The organism is Acinetobacter sp. LF10 (assembly GCF_048585715.1).
In the GTDB taxonomy this organism is placed as follows: Bacteria; Pseudomonadota; Gammaproteobacteria; order Pseudomonadales; family Moraxellaceae; genus Acinetobacter.
Map to the genome: position 1 here is coordinate 393,423 of NZ_CP184160.1, position 19,043 is coordinate 412,465.

A 19,043-nucleotide genomic window follows, 5' to 3' on the forward strand; every position below is an offset into this window, starting at 1 on the left:
ATTTATAGGTGGATTATAAGAAATCTTTTAATTCAGGTTTGACTCCATTCCAAATAGAGAATGCTTCAATCGCTTGGCCCACCAACATACCAAAACCATCTGTTGATGGAACTTGGCGCTCTTGGGCTTGATCCAAAAAGCTCGAAGGTTTGCCATAAGCCATTTCATAGGCATGGTGAAAAACCAAGCATTCAGGGAGTTGTAAAGTATCACCAGTTAAGCTGGCAGAAGTGGCATTGATGACAAAATCAAATTCACCAGCAAGTTGTTCCAAGCTGAGCGCTGAGAGTTGCGCTTGCGGCACGGCATTTTTTAAATCGGAGACCAATTGTTCAGCACGAGTCAGTGTACGATTGGCAATGATAATCTGTTTTGCGCCTGCTTGTACTAAAGGATAAATCACACCGCGAGTTGCGCCACCTGCACCTAAAATTAAAATACGACTATTTTCTAAATTCCAATTTAGGGCTTGAATGGCGGCAACTAAACCCTGACCATCGGTATTATCTCCAAACAGTTTGCCATCTTGCATCCACAAGGTATTCACAGCTTTGGCAATTTTGGCACGTTCAGTAAGTTGATCACATAAAGCAAATGCCTGCTCTTTAAACGGCACAGTTACATTCATTCCAACGCCATCATGAGCAAAAAAATCTTTTGCTGTGCTTTCAAAACCATCTAAGGGCGCAAGAATTTTTTTATAGTCTAAATTGACCCCCGTTTTTGCTGCAAATGCATGATGGAGTTCTGGTGATCGAGATTGTTCAATCGGATTCCCAATGACAGCAAATTGTTTGGTCATACTTTTATCCAAAGTTGAAAGAGAGGACAGAGGCTATTAAACATATTTGAATGCTTATGCGGGCACAATATACGATAATCTTTAGGTACAAAAAAAGCACCTAAATTCAGGTGCTTTGAATAATTACGGTCAATTATTTATTTAAACTCAACCAATCTCTTGGTTTTAGATAATAATCTGTTAAGCGTTTTTCTATTGAGTCGGCATCCCATTCAGGGCGATAAGACCAACCCGCGAGATTAGGCAAGCTAACTAAAATCGACTCAATACGACCACCCGTTTGTAGGCCAAACAAGGTACCTCGATCGTATACTAAGTTGTATTCAACATAGCGACCACGACGATACAATTGGAATTCACGTTGAGCTTCGGTATAAGGCTGTTCACGATGCTTTTCAAAAATAGGCAAGATTGCTTCTAAATAACCATTACCAACGGCTTGAATATATTTAAAGCAAGTTTCGAAGTCCCATTGGTTCAAATCATCAAAGAATAAACCACCTACACCACGTTGTTCATCACGATGTTTTAAGTAGAAATAATCATCACACCATTGTTTATGTTCAGCATAAACATGTTCGCCGAATGGTTGGCATAAATTATAAGCGGTTTGATGCCAGTTTTGAATATCTTGATCATCTGGATAAAAAGGTGTGAGATCAAATCCACCGCCAAACCACCAAACAGGGTCTTGCCCCTCAGGTTCGGCAACAAATAAACGTACATTGGCATGTGAAGTTGGGATATTGGGATTTTTAGGATGAATAACTAAAGAAACACCCAAGGCTTGTGCTTTTGCGCCTGCTATCTGTGGATGCCGTTCAGTTGCAGAAGCAGGAAGTTTACTGATGTTGATGTGGGAAAACATCACCCCACCTTTTTCAATCACTTCACCATTTTGCAGAACACGAGAGCGACCACCGCCACCTTCGGTTCGTTGCCAATCATCAATGATAAACTCAGCGGTGCCACCGCCTGCACATTCCTGTTGCTCTAGTCCTGCACAAATCCGTGCTTGTAGATCGAGTAAAAACTCACGAACACGTTGAATATCAACTGAAGTTGGATGTTGCATGATGATCCTCTGAAAGTGATCTAGAGATTGCTTATATCAAAACATAAATCCATAAAAAAAATAAGGGATTTTTAATTTTTCTAATCAAAAATCCCTTAAATGCTTTATTTTTAAACATCATTAAAAATGAATTAAAAGTCATCTTTTTGATAAAGATGATCCATACGCTCACGTTTGGTCTTTAAATATTGTTCATTAAATGGGTTACGACCTACTGTTAACGGTACACGCTCAACCACATTGATGTCTAAATCAGTTAAGGCTTTAAGTTTTAACGGGTTATTCGTAATTAACTTAACTTCTTTAATTTGTAGATGATCCAGCATAATGCTACACATATCATAACGACGTGCATCCGCAGGAAGATTTAATAACAGGTTTGCATCAACAGTGTCATGCCCTTGATCTTGTAAAGCATAGGCGCGGATTTTATTCGTTAAACCAATCCCACGACCTTCTTGGCGTAGATACAAAATCACACCTTGACCTGCTTCATTAATCAAACGTTGAGTCGCTTGTAATTGAGGACCACAGTCACACTTTAATGAAGCGAAAGCATCACCTGTTAAGCATTCTGAATGAATACGAACTAAAACAGGTCCTGTTGGGGGAGTTTCTAAACCTTTAGAAAGCGCCACATGTTCTTCGCCCGTTTGAGGGTCTTGAAACACAGAAATATTGAAGTCACCAAAAGCAGTTGGTAGCTTTGATGTTGCAATAAATTCAATCGGCACAGAGAGCTCGCTATGTTAGTAAAAACTATCAAAGTATAGCTTAATGTGTGAAGATTGAGTGAATTGGAATTTCTGATTTTTCACATAAGTTTTTCTTTTTCATAGAAAGCACACAATAATGGTTGATAAACAGTGACATAATTCAGGATAATCTGTAAGTCAGTTGTTTAAGATTGGCTTGAGAATGTTCAGCACTACATCATTCGCACATGTGGCTGATTGAAGGTAGATCGTATTTAATTGTATGATTGCCCCCATTTAACCCAGCTTCGGATTTGCCAGGCTTAAAAAGGCTTTGCCACATTATGTTGTATACCGAAATTCCAACTCAACGTCCTGTTACGCCATTGTTAGATGGAATTGATCATCCACAACAATTACGTCAGCTCGAGCAAAGCCAACTCGCACAAGTGGCGGATGAGTTGCGTCAATATATTTTGTATGCGGCAGGGCAAAGCGGTGGCCACTTTGGCGCAAATCTTGGAGTCATCGAACTGACTGTTGCGCTGCACTATTGTTTTGATACGCCGCAAGACCGCTTGGTTTGGGATGTCGGTCATCAAGCCTATCCGCATAAAGTATTAACAGGTCGCCGTGAAACAATTACCACAATTCGTACAAAAAATGGTTTAGCGGCTTTCCCTGCGCGTGATGAATCAGAGTTTGATACCTTTGGGGTAGGGCATTCATCAACTGCAATTTCAGCAGGTTTGGGGATGGCTTTGGCACGTCGCTATCAAAAAGATCCATGCGATGTCGTTGCAATCGTTGGTGATGGTGCAATGACAGCAGGTATGGCATTTGAAGCCATGAATGATGCAGTTGCACATGATGCTGATCTGATTGTCGTTTTAAATGATAACGATATGTCGATTTCATGTAGCACAGGTGGTTTTGCAAAACACTTAGCAGCGATTTGGGAAACAGGTCAGTTTATCAATGTCAATGAACATGGCGAAGCTTATGTTCAACCACATCCAAAATGGACTTACAATTCGCGCTTACACCAATCTGCAACAAATGCTGCTGATAATTTATTTAAAGCGATTGGTTTTGATTACTTTGGTCCATTTGATGGACATGATGTGGAACAGTTAGCGCAAGTTTTTCATGCGCTTAAAAAACGTAATGGCCCTCGTTTAGTTCATATTTATACCAAAAAGGGTAAAGGATTTGCGCCTGCTGAAGCAGACCCGATTACCTATCATGCGATTACTAAAATTGCAGCTACAGCATCTGCATCTGCAAAAAAATCACCGCCTAAATACTCAGACGTGTTTGGACAATGGTTATGTGATGAAGCAGCGCAAGATGATCGTTTACTCGCAATCACCCCAGCGATGTGCGAAGGCTCAGGAATGGTTCAGTTTGCAAAACAATATCCTGAACGTTTCTTCGATGTGGCTATTGCCGAGCAACATGCAGTGACTTTAGCAGCGGGTATGGCGTGTGAAGGTTTAAAACCTGTCGTAGCAATCTATTCGACCTTTTTACAACGTGGTTATGATCAGTTAATCCATGATGTCGCACTCCAGAATTTAGATGTGACTTTTGGTATTGATCGTGCTGGTTTGGTCGGTGAAGATGGTCCGACCCATGCAGGCGCATATGACTATGCTTATATGCGTACAGTGCCGAATATGGTGATCATGGCGCCAAAAGACGAAAATGAATGTCGTCAGATGTTGCATACGGCATATCACTATAATGGACCAACTGCCGTACGTTATCCACGTGGGGTCGGTACAGGTGTTGAAATTCAACAACAGATGACTGCTTTAGAAATTGGTAAAGCTGAAATTGTTGCAGAATTTAATGTAGATGCTGAACAGCAGATCAGTATTTTGGCGTTTGGTAGTCGAGTTGCGGCATCAATTGAAGCCGCAGAACAGTGTGCGAATAAACATGCAATTGGTGTGCGTGTGGTCAATATGCGTTTCGTGAAACCACTGGATGAACAAATGATCCGTGAGCTTGCAGAGAGCACCCAGCTTTTTGTTACTGTGGAAGAACATGCAGTGATGGCAGGAGCAGGCAGTGCGGTCAATGAATTTTTAGCACATGCGCGAATTTTAAAACCAATGTTGAATTTAGGTTTGCCCGATGAATTCTTACATCAAGCAACCCATCAGCAAATGCTGCAAGACTGTGGTTTAGATAGCAACGGTATTTTAGCTTCAATTAAACAAGCTTGGTTCTCATAAATAGAAGGATGTGAAAGCGGAAATAATTTTTCGCAACATTTTTCCCCTAAAAGCGCTTATATTTGATAGAATGTAGGCGCTTTTATGCATTATTCTTTGTCAAAATCTTCAAATTTGTAGTGGGTGTTCAATGGAACCTATGGTGGTTATGGCTGCGCGTGCGGCTCAAACAGTTGGTCAAGAGCTTTTAAAGGCGCATCAAAATCGTCATAAACTCGATTTACAAGTTGAAGAAAAAGGCATCGATGGTCCAGTAACGCGTGTTGACCGTTATATCGAGCAGCTAACAATAGATACGCTTCGTAAAAGCTATAAAAACCACAGCTTCCTTGGTGAAGAGTTTGGCATGCAAGAAGGTAAAGGTCACGATGCAGATTGGTGCTGGGTGATTGACCCTTTAGATGGTACACAAAACTTTATTCACGCTGTTCCTCATTTCTGTATTTCTATTGCTGTACAACATAAAGGTGTAACTCAACACGGTGTGATCTATGATCCAGTGCGTGATGAATTATTCTCTGCAAGTCGTGGTCGTGGTGCAGTCATGAACCAACGCCGTATCCGTGTCAATGTTAAAGACTCTTTAGAAAACACATTCCTTGCGGTAGGTCATCCTTATCGTGCGAAACGTAATGGTGAAATCGTTTCTTATGCAGAACAACATTTCGCTTCTTTGTTGGCTGTAACTAAATCAGGCGCGCAAATCCGTCGTGGTGGCTCTGCTGCTTTGGATTTAGCTTATGTCGCTGCAGGTCGTTTTGATGGTTTCTTTGAGCTTGGTTTAAAACCGTGGGATATTGCTGCGGGTGAGTTAATTGTGAAAGAAGCGGGCGGTGTAGTTGTTGATGCTCGTGGTGGTAATGAATCATTTGATAATGGTCAAGTACTTGCTTGCTCATTGAAAATGTTAAAACCATTGATGCAAACAGTTGTTCCTGCTTGGGGCGATGCTGCAAAATAATTTGTGGATTTTTAGAAAAGGAGTAGCGATTGCTACTCTTTTTTATGCCTAATAATAGAAACACATAGAACAAGATGAAAAAAGAATAATATAAATATATTCATCATATATGCCCACATAAAAGGTGGTGCATGCATAGCACTGCTATATGCAATTAAAAGTTGTATGAAAGTAATAGTGCTTAAAATCGTGCAACTTCTAAAAGGATGTTTTTGAATAGATGAAGTCGATTCTAGAAAATATGTAACGATAAAATAACTAGAAAAAAATAAAGAAATTAGGATTACACCACCTATGGGGTATTGATAAATATACTCTGGTTCACTCTTTATAAGGAATGGATTAAGTTGAAAACCAAAATAGATAATATTGAGGCATCCTAATAGCCATAAGATGAATAATAATTTTAGTAGCATAGAGGTTTTAAAATTTTTGTTTGTGTATAAATATATTTAAGCTAAATTCTTATAAAATCAATGAATAATCGAAATGGATAGAAAAAACCTATTAAAAAAGGTGACTTTTAAAATTATTCTGCTATAATCCGCCCACGCACTTAAATTCCAGTTCATTACCTGAACATTCAGTTCTATTCATCATAAAGCGCACGCTGTCCATCGAGAGGACCACATCTTGCGCCCAAATCGCTTAGCGATTCTTCAGGTTGAAGCAGTAATCAAGCGTGCGTTTAGTCCACATCGTCGTTATTCGGATCGCCGCTGAACTTCATCTATTTTCAGCTTGAGTCGCTTTGCCGCTTGTTGCCGATGTCTATTTTTTTTGAATTTATTAAAATGGAGCACCCATTAGGGTGAAACTCTCTATGAGCAAAACTTTTGCCGAATTTTCTTTACACGAAACCTTACAACAAGCGCTTGAAGGTTTAGGTTTTACCACACCAACTCCTGTGCAAGAACAAGCGATTCCCGCTGCGTTAGAAGGGAAAGATTTATTAGTTTCGAGCCAAACTGGTTCAGGTAAAACTGCTGCATTCTTATTGCCTACTTTAAACTCTTTGGCTGGTGAAGAAGCATTCGTTTCTTTCAAAGACCGTATGAAAGCCGTAACACAACCAACTATTTTGGTTATTTCTCCTACACGTGAATTGGCTCAACAAGTTAGCCAAGATGCGATTGCATTTGTACGTCACATGAAAGGTGTTCGTATTGCTGCAATTATGGGTGGTATGCCTTTTGGTAAGCAAATTCAACAGCTTAAAGGTGCTCAGGTTGTTGTTGCGACTCCAGGTCGTTTACTTGACCTTGTAAACCGTCGTCAAATTAAACTTGATAAAGTTGAATCATTAATTGTTGATGAAGCTGACCGTATGCTTGATCTAGGCTTCTCTGAAGACTTAGAGGCGATTGGTGAATTAGCTGCAAATCGTAAACAAACATTAATGTTTTCTGCAACATTTGCTGATCGTATTATCCGTCTTGCTGAACGCATGATGAATGATCCACAACGTATTGCAATTGAAACTGGTCACAGCACCAATACTGATGTAACTCAAACATTACATTGGACTGATGGTTTCGAACACAAGAAAAAATTACTTACGCATTGGTTATCTGATGAATCAGTAGATCAAGCTGTTGTCTTTGCAAGCACGCAAGAAGATACAGATATGCTTGCTGAAGAATTAGCTGAAGCGGGTCACTCAGTTGTTGCATTGCATGGTGCAATGCCACAAACCGTTCGTAACCGTCGTTTACGTAGTATTCGTGAAGGTCGTGCAAAAATCTTGGTTGCAACTGATGTTGCAGCGCGTGGTTTAGACGTACCAACAATCTCACACGTAATCAACTTCGGTTTACCAATGAAAAATGAAGACTATGTACACCGTATTGGTCGTACAGGTCGTGCGGGCCGTACAGGTCAAGCTGTTACTTTAGCGACTTACCGTGAGCGTGGCAAAATCCGTGCTTTAGAAGATTACTTAGATGCACGTTTAAATGTATCTGAAATCGAAGGTTTAGAGCCATCTCCACCTCCTGCTCGTTCAGGTCGTGATGGTGGTGGTCGTGGTCGTGATGGCGGTGGTCGTGGTCGTGGCGGCCGTGATGGCGGTCGTGGTGGTTTTGGTGGTGGTCGTCGTTTTGAAGGCGAGAGCAATTTCAAACGTCGTGAAGGCGGTGATGATCGTCCACGTCGTAGCTTCGATGATAAACCACGTGGTGAGCGTCCATCATTCGGTGGTGAAGATCGTCCACGTCGCGAGTTTAACTCTGACCGCCCACGTCGTGAAGGTGGTTTTGAAGACCGTCCACGTCGTAATTTTGATGATAAACCACGTGGTGAACGTCCATCATTTGGCGGTGAAGATCGTCCACGTCGCGAGTTCAATTCAGATCGCCCACGTCGTGAAGGTGGTTTCGAAGACCGTCCACGTCGTGAGTTCAACTCAGATCGCCCGCGCCGTGAAGGTGGTTTCAATGATAAACCGCGTTTTGATTCGAATGATGACAACCGTGGTAATCGTGTAGATTATAAACCGCGTCGTGAAGGTGGCTTCGGCGACCGTCCAAAACGTGATTTTGGTGATCGTCCAGCGCAACGTGAAGGTGGCTTCGGCGATCGTCCAAAGCGTAGTTTCGGCGGTGAAGATCGTCCAAAGCGTAGTTTCGGCGGTGAAGATCGTCCAAAGCGTAGCTTCGGCGGGGAAGATCGTCCAAAGCGTAGTTTCGGTGGTGAAGATCGTCCAAAGCGTAGCTTCGGTGATGACCGTCCAAAACGTAAGTTTGGTAGCGAATGATTATCGTCGGAAAAACGAATTTTAATCGTTAAAAACCGATGAAAAGAAGAAGCCAGTTGTAAAACTGGCTTTTTTATTTAGGATTAGTCATGTAAAATTCGAAAAATGTCTACTAATTCAAATTTTACAGAAGAAATGAATAAAGTTAAACAAAATAAAAGTCTTTTAAGTCAAATATGGTCATTCATTTGTGGTGAAGGGTTGCCATGTTTATTTGTTATTTTAATGCTTTGTAATGGGTTGTTTTTTGCATATGCACTTATTACACGCAATCATATCGATTCTTTGAATGCAAGCTCACAACATAAGTTGAGCACAGAAGTTGATAAAAAGAACAATTACATAAATTAATAATCTTCATACGTAGCATATCAAAATAAAAACAAGCGCTTAATCTTTCAGTGTATAGTATGCGTGCATAAAAAGTGCAGGAATGAATGCCAGTATGAATAACAAATCTCCTCTCGATGCTGAAGCCCTAATTGAAGTTAAAAACTTGAGCTTTAATCGAGGGGAACGTGTCATTTATGATGATATCAGTCTTAAAATTCGACGTGGTCAAATTACTGCAATTATGGGGCCTTCAGGAACAGGTAAGACCACTTTGCTCCGCTTGATTGGTGGGCAGTTAATCCCTGATTGTGGTGAAGTATTGCTCGATGGTAAGAATATTGCAGCCATGTCTCGTCCAGACTTGTTTGCTGCACGCGCACGTATGGGGATGTTATTCCAGAGTGGTGCGTTATTTACTGATATGTCAGTTTATGAAAATGTTGCATTTCCTATTCGTGCGCATACACAATTACCAGAACATTTGATTGCTGAGTTGGTCGCTTTAAAGTTGGAGTCGGTTGGGCTACGCGGTGCTGAACCATTAATGCCATCTGAACTCTCAGGCGGTATGAATCGTCGTGTTGCTTTAGCGCGTGCGATTGCACTTGATCCAGAATTGATTATGTATGATGAGCCATTCGCTGGCCAAGATCCAATTGTTAAAGGTGTTCTAACACGATTGATTCGTTCTTTGCGTGAAGCTTTGGACTTAACAACAATTATTGTCTCGCATGATGTCGCAGAGACATTATCGATTGCTGATTATATTTATGTGGTTGCTGAAGGCAAAATTCAGGGTGAAGGTTCACCTGAGCAGCTACAGGCACATGCTTCGCCATTTGTGCATCAATTTTTAACAGGCTCGGCTGAGGGGCCTGTCGAATATCAATTTACTCACCAAGCATATTTAGATAACGAGGTTCGTGCATGAATACGATTGCCTGGTTAGGTAGACTCGTTATTGAGCGAATAAAAGGGATAGGTGCTGCGTCACTTATGCTCATCCAGATTTTATTTTCAGCGCCTTCAAAAGGTGGCTTTCAACGCTTCATATATCAAATGCATCGTGTTGGGGTCATGTCCCTACTGATTATTGCTGTTTCAGGTTTATTTATTGGTGCTGTCCTTGGCTTGCAGATGTATAGCATTTTGGTCACTTTTGGTAGTGAAGCCATGTTGGGGACTGCGATTTCGTTAACTTTGTTGCGTGAACTCGCTGCGGTTGTTGCTGCATTACTATTTGCAGGGCGTGCAGGCTCAGCTCTTACTGCCGAAATTGGTTCAATGAAACAGAGTGAACAACTGGCCAGTATGGAAATGATTGGTGTTGATCCACTTCGTCAAATTGTGGCTCCGCGTTTGTGGGCAGGTATTGTTAGTTTGCCGATGTTGACTGTGATTTTTGCAACGATCGGTATCATTGGTGGCAAATTGGTTGGCGTAGATTTTTTAGGTGCTGATGAAGGTTCTTTCTGGGGTGGTATGCAAAGCACAGTTCAGTTTGGGCATGATATTTTTAATGGCACTATTATTAAAAGTATTGTTTTTGCGCTGATTTGTACATGGGTTGCGGTCTATCAAGGTTATGCTTGTGATCCAACACCAGAGGGTATCGCGACATCGATGACCAGAACAGTCGTATATTCTTCACTTTGTGTATTAGGTTTTGATTTCGTGTTGACTGCGGTCATGTTCGGAGGGATTTAATGAAATCACGTACTAGTGAGCTGGCCGTAGGTATTTTTGTGATTATCTTCGGTATCGCTCTATTTTTTCTTGCGATGAAAGTGAGTGGTTTAGTGGGTACAAATCTACGTGATAGCTATAGCATGACAGCGCAGTTTGATAACGTAAATGGTTTAAAACCAAGAGCAAAGGTGACCATGAGTGGTGTGAACATTGGTCGTGTAGAATCTATTACGCTTGATCCAGTAACACGTTTAGCAACAGTTAAGTTTGATTTGGATGGTAAATTAACCAGCTTTAATACTGAGCAATTAAAACAAGTGCAGAAAAATGCCTTAGAAGAATTGCGTTATAGCTCAGATTATCAACAAACTGATGCGGCGAAACAAAAAGCAATGGAACAGCAACTGATCAGTAACATGACCTCCATCACCAGTTTGGATGAGGATGCTTATATTATGGTCGCAACCAATGGCTTACTGGGTGAGAAATATTTGAAAGTTGTGCCAGGTGGTGGTGTGAACTACTTAAAACGTGGTGATGTGGTTTCAAATACCCAAGGCACAATGGATTTAGAAGATTTGATCAGTAAATTTATTACTGGTGGTTCGAGTAAAGCCACAACAGGCTCGGCAACAACAGAAAGTTCAGCATCACAGCCAGCAGCAGCTGATGCAGAGCCATCATTTGCTGAGTAATTCAGGTTAGGAGATTGAAGTGAATACATTATTGAAACAAACGTTAACAGCAAGTGTATTATCAACCATGCTTGCGAGTGCTGCATTTGCAGCACCAACAGAAACCCCACCTGATTTTGTTAAACGTGTTGCTGATGGTCTAATTACACGTTTAAAAGCGGACCATGCTAAATTACAGAATAACCCTGCTTTAGTTAAATCGATTATTCGTCAAAATCTTGATCCGTATGTTGATTCACAAGCATTTACACGTATCGTATTAGGTACGTATGCAAACAATCAATATACCACTGCTGCGCAACGTGCTCAGTTTGAGCAAAATTTCCGTGCTGTGATTATTGAAAACTACGGCGGTGCTTTCGCGAAATATACCAATGAAAGTTACACGATGCGTCCATTCAAGTCGACCAATAGTAAGAATCCAGTTGTTACATTAGACTTCTTACATAATGGTGAGAAAATCCCTGTATCGTTCCAGTTGACAGATAAAGGCGACCAATGGAAAGTCCGTAATATCAATGTGTCTGGTATTGATTTAGGCTTGCAATTCCGTAACCAGTTTGCTGCAACTGTTCAGCGTAATGGTGGTGATATGAATAAAGCGATTGCAACCTTTAAGCCAGATGCAGATGCTGCTGTTAACAAGAAATAAGTAGGTGACGGGTGATTCAGTATATTGATCAGCAGTTAATTGTTTCAAAAACAATTGATTTCTCGAATGCAGAACAAGTTTATCGCGCAGGTTTAAAGCATATCCAGCAACATAAGAGTTTTCCTCTTATTGTTGATTTGGGTCAGCTTGAACAAGGAAACACCCTTTCTTTGGCAGTATTGGTGCAGTGGTTGCGTCAAACGCCAAATAACAAAGGTTTACATTTTAAAAATGTGTCTGAGAAAATGCTGAAAGTCATCCAAGCTTGCCATTTACAAGATGATTTGAAATTGATATGAAAACAGTCTTGTAATAAAAAAGCACCGTAAGGTGCTTTTTTATTAAATCCATTTCTTCCAACGGAAGTACACCATTGGGAGGACCAAAAACGCCATCAAAATAGCAGTGACGATCCAAAAACTCAGACTGCCATGAGCAAACGGTAATACATCGGTATTCATCCCGTAAATACTAGCAATCAACATTGGTGGTGCAAGCATACTGGGTAAAATCGAGAATCGACGAATCGTGTCATTCTGTTCGGTGTTAATGAAGCCTGATGTGGTATCCAGTAAGAAGCGGACTTTCTGGAATAAGAAAGCATCATGTTCGACCAGTGAACGAACATCCTCACTTAATTCTCGAATATCTGCATCATAAATATGACTGCCTAAAGCTCGAGGACGAGAGAGAAATGTAAGTACACGACGTAAATCGATCAAACACAGTTGCGCCTTTCCAAGCATATCTTCTTGTTGTGCGAGTCGGGTAATCATGTCATCAAGATCGAGCAGGGTTTCACGATGATGATTATTGAGTACCTCTGTGGAGTATCTTTCCAAGTCTTTGTGGATATCTTCCAAGATATCCGCAAGTTCATCTAGTTTTGCTTCAAGTAAACCAAGCAATATCCAAGTGGGATCTTTATAGTCCATATCGTAATCATTACGGCGTGCACGCGCACGGAAGGCACGAAATGCAACTAATTTTTCGCCACGCATGGTAAACAAACGATCTTTATGCAGAATGAAGGCAACAGTTTGTACTGTTGCAAGCATATGAGATGACTCATCTGTATCGCCATCGACCTGATAATTTTTATTCTTTGTTAAAAAATATGTACTGATATGTAAAATGCCATCATCATCACGGTAAAATCGTGCAGATGAGGAAATGTCTTCAAGTGATTTTAATGTTGGTAAGTTTCGCTCGTAAGCATCAAATACCCACTGTTGTTCTTCTTGAGATGGAGCAATTAGATCAATCCAAACCAATTCAGGGTGGAGATCAAAACTCCCATTGATTGTTGCATCTTCTAGACTACCGCGCTCTGTGGCATAAAAGGCTTCAAGCATGTCTTTTTTCCTCGCGCAGCCAATGTGAGATTTTCAGCATTGTACCGAAAACCAGCGTGTATTTTAGACAAGGATGAAACGAAAAACACTTGCCTAAACGTTAATTTCTAAAAAATCTTGTTACACAGCCTACTTTATCAGCATGACAGTTATATAAAACGGTTTTAATTGTATGAATTCTATATGTGTTTTTTGCGGTTCTTCTCTCGGTAATGATCCCATTTATCAACAAATTGCACAGGCGACAGGACTGGCAATTGCACAGCAAGGTCAAACGCTTGTGTATGGTGGCGGTCGCTCTGGTTTGATGGGTGTAGTTGCAGACAGTGCAATAGCCGCAGGTGGGCAGGTCATTGGCATCATTCCACAAGCTTTAGTTGATCGAGAATTAGCGCATACGGGTTTGACTGAATTGTATGTGGTCAATGATATGCATGAGCGAAAAACGAAAATGGCAGAATTAGCTGATGCGTTTGTCGCATTGCCTGGAGGAGCAGGCACCATGGAAGAGATCTTTGAGCAATGGACGTGGAATCAATTAGGGATTCATCAAAAGCCTTGTGCATTTCTAAATGTTGAGGGCTTCTATGATGGCTTAATTCAAACGATCCAAGATTCTGTAGATCGCGGATTTAGTCAGGCAAAGTTTGTAGAAAACTTAATTGTCGCCGATAATATTGGCGAAATTTTAACTGCATTTTCAGTGTATCAGCCTGCAACACCAAAATGGATGTCAGCTGCAGATATTCAAGTTTAAGGGGATAATGTGAAAATCATAACCGTTGCTGCGGCGATTATATTGAATGAACAAAATCAATTGCTTTTGGTTCGTAAGCAGAACACACGAGCTTTTATGCAAGTAGGTGGCAAGCTAGAAAGTAATGAAGCGCCTGAAATTGCGATACAGCGTGAAATTTTAGAGGAAATCGCGTGTGAATCTGAGATCAAACAATTTGTCGGGCGCTTTGAAACGGCTGCTGCAAATGAGCCTGATCATCTGTTAGTAAGTTATGTTTATGAGGTGAAACTGAAACAAACACCACGTATCGCTGCGGAAATTGCGGAGATGAAATGGATTGATTTGCATGATCAATCGACTTTACTTGCACCTCTTACTCAACATGTGGTGATTCCATGGTGTCAGCAAAATCTAGTGTACTAGCTTGATGATTTACTGCAGCTGCTAAACAGATACTATAAATTTGTTGGCAGCCAAGTTGTTGTAAGACGTATGATAAAGCAGTGATCGAACTCCCTGTAGTCACAACATCATCGATGATTAAGACTTTTCGATAACGAAGATGATTGGGTGGTGCAGCCACGAATTGCTGTTCAATATTTTCTAGTCTTTCTATGCGTGACAAACCTTTTTGCGAATGTTGCGCCAAGCGTTGCACGGGTTGCCAGATGGGTACATTTAAGCTTTTACTCAGTGCTTGAGCGAGTAGCAATGTTTGATTGAAACCTCGTTCTACCAAGCGATCTGTTGAAATCGGCATTGGAACGATGGCATGAACTTTAGGAAGCTTTAGTTGTTGTAGCAGTCCTTCCAATAGTCGTTGATGATGCAGTTTTTGTTCATATTTAAATTGCTGAATGATGCGATCAATCGGATATTGATAATGGCAGGTAACAAAAATCTGTTGTTGGTTACGCTCGATGGATTGTTTTAACCACGGTAATTGTTCCCAACAACTTTGACACACGCCAAAGTGCCTTTTTATACCAATATCACACAGGCTACATGGGGTTAGATAATCAAAAAGCTGTCGTGTTGATCTGCTAATGAATTTAAACATAAGCATATCTTGGAGCTTTGGGCAGCCAACGTTTTAATAGTCCATCAGCATGTTGTGGGTAATCTCTTAAAATTTGTTCAGCGACATAATGTGCTTGTGTGAGTAAATGATCATCACGTTCTAAACGTGCCACACGAAAGCCCATATCTCCAGTTTGTTTGGTTCCTAAGAGTTCACCCGGACCGCGTATTTCCAAATCTTTTTCAGCAATCACAAAACCATCATTACTTTCACGTAAGATTGAAAGGCGTTCCTGACCATTTTGAGACAAAGGTACTTTGTAGAGTAGGGCGCAAAAACTAGCGGTAGCTCCACGCCCAACCCGACCACGCAATTGGTGTAATTGGGAAAGCCCCAAACGTTCAGCATTTTCAATGACCATGATTGAGGCATTGGGCACATCGACTCCAACCTCAATCACGGTAGTGGCAATTAACAGTTGTAATTGATTGTCTTTAAATGCTTGCATGACCGCTTGTTTTTCATCTGCTTTCATTTTGCCGTGGACTAGACCAATATTGATGTCTGGAAAGCGTTCTTTAATTTCTTGGTAGGTCGCTTCAGCCGCTTGAGCATCTAGGGTCTCAGATTGTTCCACTAAGGTACAGACCCAATACGCTTGTTTACCTTCACGACAATTGCTGGCAATCCGTTGCAGGACTTGTTCACGACGATCCAAAGGAATGGTGACTGTTTGAATCGGGGTGCGTCCCGGGGGGAGCTCATCAATAATCGAGGTATCTAAATCACCATAAGCACTCATCGCGAGGGTGCGGGGAATCGGGGTTGCTGTCATCACCAATTGATGTGGGGTGAATTGGTCAGCCCCTTTATTTCTTAAGGCAAGACGTTGATCAACCCCAAAGCGATGTTGTTCATCAATAATGACTAAACCAAGTTTGGAGAACCCGACAGTATCTTGGAATAAGGCATGTGTTCCTACAATGAGCTGTGCATGTCCTTCTTTAATTTGTTGTTCGGCTAGAGTGCGCGCTTTGCCTTTTTGTTTGCCTGAAAGCCATGCCACTTGGATGCCTAGTGGCTCAAACCAACGTTTAAAATTTAAATAATGTTGTTCTGCTAAGATCTCAGTCGGTGCCATCAGTGCAACTTGCCAATCCGCTTCTAGTGCATGACAGGCTGCAACTGCTGCGACTAGGGTTTTACCTGCTCCCACATCACCTTGTACCAAACGGAGCATTGGTTGATCTTGCTTGAGATCTTGCAAGATTTCCTTAGAAACTCGTTTTTGTGCATTGGTCATTTGAAAAGGAAGACCGTCTAATAATGCCTTAGCCAAGACTTTACTGCTATCAAAACGAGGTGCAGCAATTTGGCGAATATAGGCACGGCGTGTTAACAGACTAATTTGATGGGCAACCAGTTCTTCAAAAATTAAACGCTGTTGGGCTGGATGTGAACCTTGATTGAGTTGTTGCATGTTGGCATCAACAGGGGGTTCATGAATATATTCTAATGCTTGTTTAAGTTCATAGCCATTGCTGTATTTACTCGGTAATAACTCAGCCAAGTCATCGCTATGGTGCTGTAAGGCTTGGCGTACATATTCACGTAGCTTGGGTTGAGTCAGTCCTTCCTTGCTAGGATAAATTGCCGTAAGTTGGGTTTTGGGTAATGGCGTATGCTGTTGGATGACTTGTATCTCTGGATGATACATTTCTAAGCCACGTGCACCGACACGAACCTCACCAAAAATTCGGAGCTGTTGCCCCATTTTGATGCGATCGGTTAATCCCTTATAAATATGATAAAAACGTAAAGTGACCTTGCCAAAATCATCTTGTAATAAAGCGGCAAGAGATTTCTTTTTACCAGGGGGGAAATCCACTGATCGGACTTCACCTTCAAGCAGATAACTTCGTCCAACAACCAGCTGATTCATTGGAATAATAGTGCTACGATCTTCATAGTCACGCGGAAGATGAAACAGCAAATCATCCGTGCTAAAAATATGAAGCTTTTCTAATAGGGTTGCTGCGGCGGCACCAACACCTTGTAATTGCTGGACTGAAGTCATCTCTATTCAAGGGTGTATATGCATATTTTATTTATTGGTTATGGTAAAACATCTCAGCGCGTTGCTAAACACTTATTTGAGCAAGCTCACCACATTAGCACAATTAGCCGTAGTCAAAAAACAGATTGTTACGCAACACATTATCTTCAAGATATTCAGCAGCTCGATTTAGCACAACTTCGCCCAGTTGATGTGGTCTATGTGATTCTTGCACCTTCACAAAGTGGCATAGCTGCATATCAGCAAACCTATGTTGATAGCGTTGAACCGATTGCTAATGCTCTCAAAAATCATCCTGTTCAACGTATTATTATTGTTTCTTCTACCCGTGTGTATGGTGAAAATGCAGGGGAGCGAATTGATGATGAGTCAATGATTCAGCCAATCGATGAGCAAGGGCATTTACTTCGGAAGATGGAGTTGTTGTGGCAGGCTTACTATCCGCAACAGAGCATTATTGTGCGCCCAACAGGCATTTATGGCACATCGATTGCCCGATTAAAAAAACTTGCTGAGCAGACTCTTAGCTATCCAACCTTACATTTTAGTAATCGGATCCATATCGATGATTTGGCAAAGTTTTTAGCATTGTTGGCGACCTTAGACCAAGTTCAATCGAGCTATATCGTGACCAACAACACCCCTTTAGCTATGCATGAAATTTTACGTTGGTTTCAGCAATGCTTGAGTTTACCTGAAGTGGAGCTTGCATCTGAGCAAGTGACAGGTAAGCAAATTTATGCAACTCGGTTGGTGGAAACAGGGTTTAAATTTGACCATTTGATTTGCTTTAATGACTATGCCGAACTGTTAACGGCACATAGTAATGGAAAATAATTAGATTAAACTGCAAGACAGTTTGAAAGTTTGGTATGAATTTTGATGTTAAAATACCAACAGATTCCGTAATGGAACTGCCTGAGTTGTACACATGGTTTGTGGTGAGGCATTAAGGGGGAATATGAAAAAAATAATTTGTATGCTCATGCTGGGATTCGTGACTACAACCAGTTGGGCAGGTACGCAAACATGGTGTGTATTTGACCCACTTGGTACTCAGGGCGATATCAGTCGTCGTTTACAAGATATTCGTCTCTATGCACTTCAATATAAAACTCAGTTAAAGTTTGATACTTTTAAGGATGAAAAAGATGCGATTCAGGCATTTGATCAAAATAAATGTTCAGGTTTAGTGGCATCTAATTTTCATACCTATGGTTACAACCATTTTATGGGAAGTACCAGTGGAATTGGTTTGATTTCAAACAATCGTGTTGCACGTATGTTGTTGCAGTTATTGACCAATCCAAATGTCGAAAAACGTATGCTAGATCAAAATTATGAAGTGCTAGGCATGATTCCAATTGGCACGGCATATATGATCATGAATACTCAGCAGATCAGGAAAGTTTCACAATTAAAGAATAAGACCATTGGTATTCTGGAAAATAATCCGCCTCAATTGGCATTGGTACAAAGTGTATCGGCAAAACCTATTTATGTGGATTTTGCGACAGCAGTTGATTCATTTAAACAAAAGAAGATCGATATCTTGGCTGCACCAGCATATGGCGTATTACCTTATAACTTGAAAAAAGAGTTTGGTGAATCGACCCAAGTTGTCAATTTTCCAGTCGCGTATTTCGCAATTAATATTGTGATTCGACCTCAAGCTTATCCCGTTGGTTTTGGGCATCAGATACGAACTTGGTTTGTAAAAAATAGTAATGTTTTGGCCGCTCAGGCGATGCAATGGGAAAATCATTTACCAGCGTATTATTGGGCTGATATTTCGGGTTATGAAAAGCAGGGCTATGAGGCGCTGGTTGCTAAGATTCGTAATCGTTATGTGGATTCAGGTTATTATGATGCGTATTTCGTGGAATTAATCAAACGACTAAGATGCCTAGATGATCCGAAATATTTAGAATGCCGCAAATAAATTGGGTTA

18 protein-coding genes are annotated in these 19,043 nt (G+C 41.0%); 12 read left to right on the forward strand and 6 right to left on the reverse strand.

Annotated features, from left to right (window positions below; all coding sequences use genetic code 11):
• Nucleotides 1-13 precede the first annotated feature (13 nt).
• From aroE to ribA, 3 genes are all read right to left on the reverse strand, one after another.
• The gene (gene aroE / locus ACN19N_RS01795; protein WP_420001858.1) at nucleotides 14-802 is read right to left on the reverse strand and encodes a shikimate dehydrogenase; all 789 of its coding nucleotides are present in this window, start codon (nucleotides 800-802) and stop codon (nucleotides 14-16) included.
• 133 nt (nucleotides 803-935) lie between these two features.
• Nucleotides 936-1,877 carry an oxygen-dependent coproporphyrinogen oxidase gene (gene hemF, locus ACN19N_RS01800; protein ID WP_420001859.1) on the reverse strand — a complete coding sequence of 314 codons (942 nt, stop codon included), beginning with the start codon at nucleotides 1,875-1,877 and terminating at the stop codon, nucleotides 936-938.
• A 131-nt stretch (nucleotides 1,878-2,008) separates the two neighbouring features.
• The gene (ribA, locus tag ACN19N_RS01805) at nucleotides 2,009-2,611 is read right to left on the reverse strand and encodes a GTP cyclohydrolase II (RefSeq protein WP_004660293.1); all 603 of its coding nucleotides are present in this window, start codon (nucleotides 2,609-2,611) and stop codon (nucleotides 2,009-2,011) included.
• Between the two features lie 305 nt (nucleotides 2,612-2,916).
• Here ribA and dxs point away from each other — a divergent pair, with 305 nt between their 5' ends.
• The 8 genes from dxs to ACN19N_RS01845 all read left to right on the forward strand — a co-directional run bounded on the left by dxs (nucleotide 2,917) and on the right by ACN19N_RS01845 (nucleotide 12,199).
• Nucleotides 2,917-4,815, forward strand: a complete 1,899-nt coding sequence (gene dxs / locus ACN19N_RS01810; RefSeq protein WP_269229502.1) for a 1-deoxy-D-xylulose-5-phosphate synthase — start codon at nucleotides 2,917-2,919, stop codon at nucleotides 4,813-4,815.
• Between the two features lie 130 nt (nucleotides 4,816-4,945).
• On the forward strand, nucleotides 4,946-5,776 hold the full coding sequence (locus tag ACN19N_RS01815) for an inositol monophosphatase family protein (RefSeq protein ID WP_269229503.1): 831 nt from the start codon (nucleotides 4,946-4,948) through the stop codon (nucleotides 5,774-5,776).
• An 823-nt stretch (nucleotides 5,777-6,599) separates the two neighbouring features.
• On the forward strand, nucleotides 6,600-8,531 hold the full coding sequence (locus tag ACN19N_RS01820) for a DEAD/DEAH box helicase (protein WP_269229504.1): 1,932 nt from the start codon (nucleotides 6,600-6,602) through the stop codon (nucleotides 8,529-8,531).
• 445 nt (nucleotides 8,532-8,976) lie between these two features.
• Nucleotides 8,977-9,795 (forward strand): ABC transporter ATP-binding protein, encoded by an 819-nt coding sequence (locus tag ACN19N_RS01825; RefSeq protein WP_269229505.1) that lies wholly within the window; start codon nucleotides 8,977-8,979, stop codon nucleotides 9,793-9,795.
• A complete protein-coding gene (gene mlaE / locus ACN19N_RS01830) occupies nucleotides 9,792-10,571 on the forward strand; it encodes a lipid asymmetry maintenance ABC transporter permease subunit MlaE (protein WP_269229506.1) in 780 nt (259 codons plus the stop codon). Before ACN19N_RS01825 ends, mlaE begins: the two co-directional genes overlap by 4 nt.
• Nucleotides 10,571-11,248 carry an outer membrane lipid asymmetry maintenance protein MlaD gene (locus ACN19N_RS01835; protein ID WP_269229507.1) on the forward strand — a complete coding sequence of 226 codons (678 nt, stop codon included), beginning with the start codon at nucleotides 10,571-10,573 and terminating at the stop codon, nucleotides 11,246-11,248. The genes mlaE and ACN19N_RS01835 overlap by 1 nt, the downstream gene beginning before the upstream one ends.
• A gap of 19 nt (nucleotides 11,249-11,267) precedes the next feature.
• Complete coding sequence (locus tag ACN19N_RS01840; RefSeq protein WP_269229508.1) at nucleotides 11,268-11,900, forward strand: MlaC/ttg2D family ABC transporter substrate-binding protein; 633 nt, start codon at nucleotides 11,268-11,270, stop codon at nucleotides 11,898-11,900.
• Nucleotides 11,901-11,911: 11 nt separating this feature from the next.
• The gene (locus ACN19N_RS01845; protein WP_004660311.1) at nucleotides 11,912-12,199 is read left to right on the forward strand and encodes an STAS domain-containing protein; all 288 of its coding nucleotides are present in this window, start codon (nucleotides 11,912-11,914) and stop codon (nucleotides 12,197-12,199) included.
• Between the two features lie 42 nt (nucleotides 12,200-12,241).
• On the opposite strand, the gene ACN19N_RS01850 is transcribed toward ACN19N_RS01845, so the two are convergent.
• Nucleotides 12,242-13,255 carry a CorA family divalent cation transporter gene (locus tag ACN19N_RS01850; RefSeq protein ID WP_046738987.1) on the reverse strand — a complete coding sequence of 338 codons (1,014 nt, stop codon included), beginning with the start codon at nucleotides 13,253-13,255 and terminating at the stop codon, nucleotides 12,242-12,244.
• A 172-nt stretch (nucleotides 13,256-13,427) separates the two neighbouring features.
• On the opposite strand from ACN19N_RS01850, the gene ACN19N_RS01855 reads away from it, so the two are divergent.
• Both ACN19N_RS01855 and ACN19N_RS01860 read left to right on the forward strand, forming a co-directional pair.
• Complete coding sequence (locus tag ACN19N_RS01855) at nucleotides 13,428-14,012, forward strand: TIGR00730 family Rossman fold protein (RefSeq protein WP_269229509.1); 585 nt, start codon at nucleotides 13,428-13,430, stop codon at nucleotides 14,010-14,012.
• Between the two features lie 9 nt (nucleotides 14,013-14,021).
• A complete protein-coding gene (locus ACN19N_RS01860) occupies nucleotides 14,022-14,417 on the forward strand; it encodes an NUDIX hydrolase (protein WP_269229510.1) in 396 nt (131 codons plus the stop codon).
• Here the strand turns inward: ACN19N_RS01860 and ACN19N_RS01865 are convergent.
• Together ACN19N_RS01865 and recG are read right to left on the reverse strand one after the other, a co-directional pair.
• Nucleotides 14,368-15,054 (reverse strand): ComF family protein, encoded by a 687-nt coding sequence (locus ACN19N_RS01865; RefSeq protein ID WP_269229511.1) that lies wholly within the window; start codon nucleotides 15,052-15,054, stop codon nucleotides 14,368-14,370. The genes ACN19N_RS01860 and ACN19N_RS01865 overlap by 50 nt on opposite strands.
• Entirely contained in the window at nucleotides 15,047-17,092 is a 2,046-nt protein-coding gene (gene recG / locus ACN19N_RS01870; RefSeq protein WP_420001860.1) for an ATP-dependent DNA helicase RecG, read from the reverse strand. The genes ACN19N_RS01865 and recG overlap by 8 nt, the downstream gene beginning before the upstream one ends.
• Before the next feature lie 18 nt (nucleotides 17,093-17,110).
• On the opposite strand from recG, the gene ACN19N_RS01875 reads away from it, so the two are divergent.
• Nucleotides 17,111-17,929: an NAD-dependent epimerase/dehydratase family protein gene (locus ACN19N_RS01875; RefSeq protein WP_420001861.1), complete on the forward strand. Its 819-nt coding sequence runs from the start codon at nucleotides 17,111-17,113 to the stop codon at nucleotides 17,927-17,929.
• Nucleotides 17,930-18,053: 124 nt separating this feature from the next.
• On the forward strand, nucleotides 18,054-19,034 hold the full coding sequence (locus ACN19N_RS01880; protein ID WP_420001862.1) for a putative solute-binding protein: 981 nt from the start codon (nucleotides 18,054-18,056) through the stop codon (nucleotides 19,032-19,034).
• Nucleotides 19,035-19,043 lie beyond the last annotated feature (9 nt).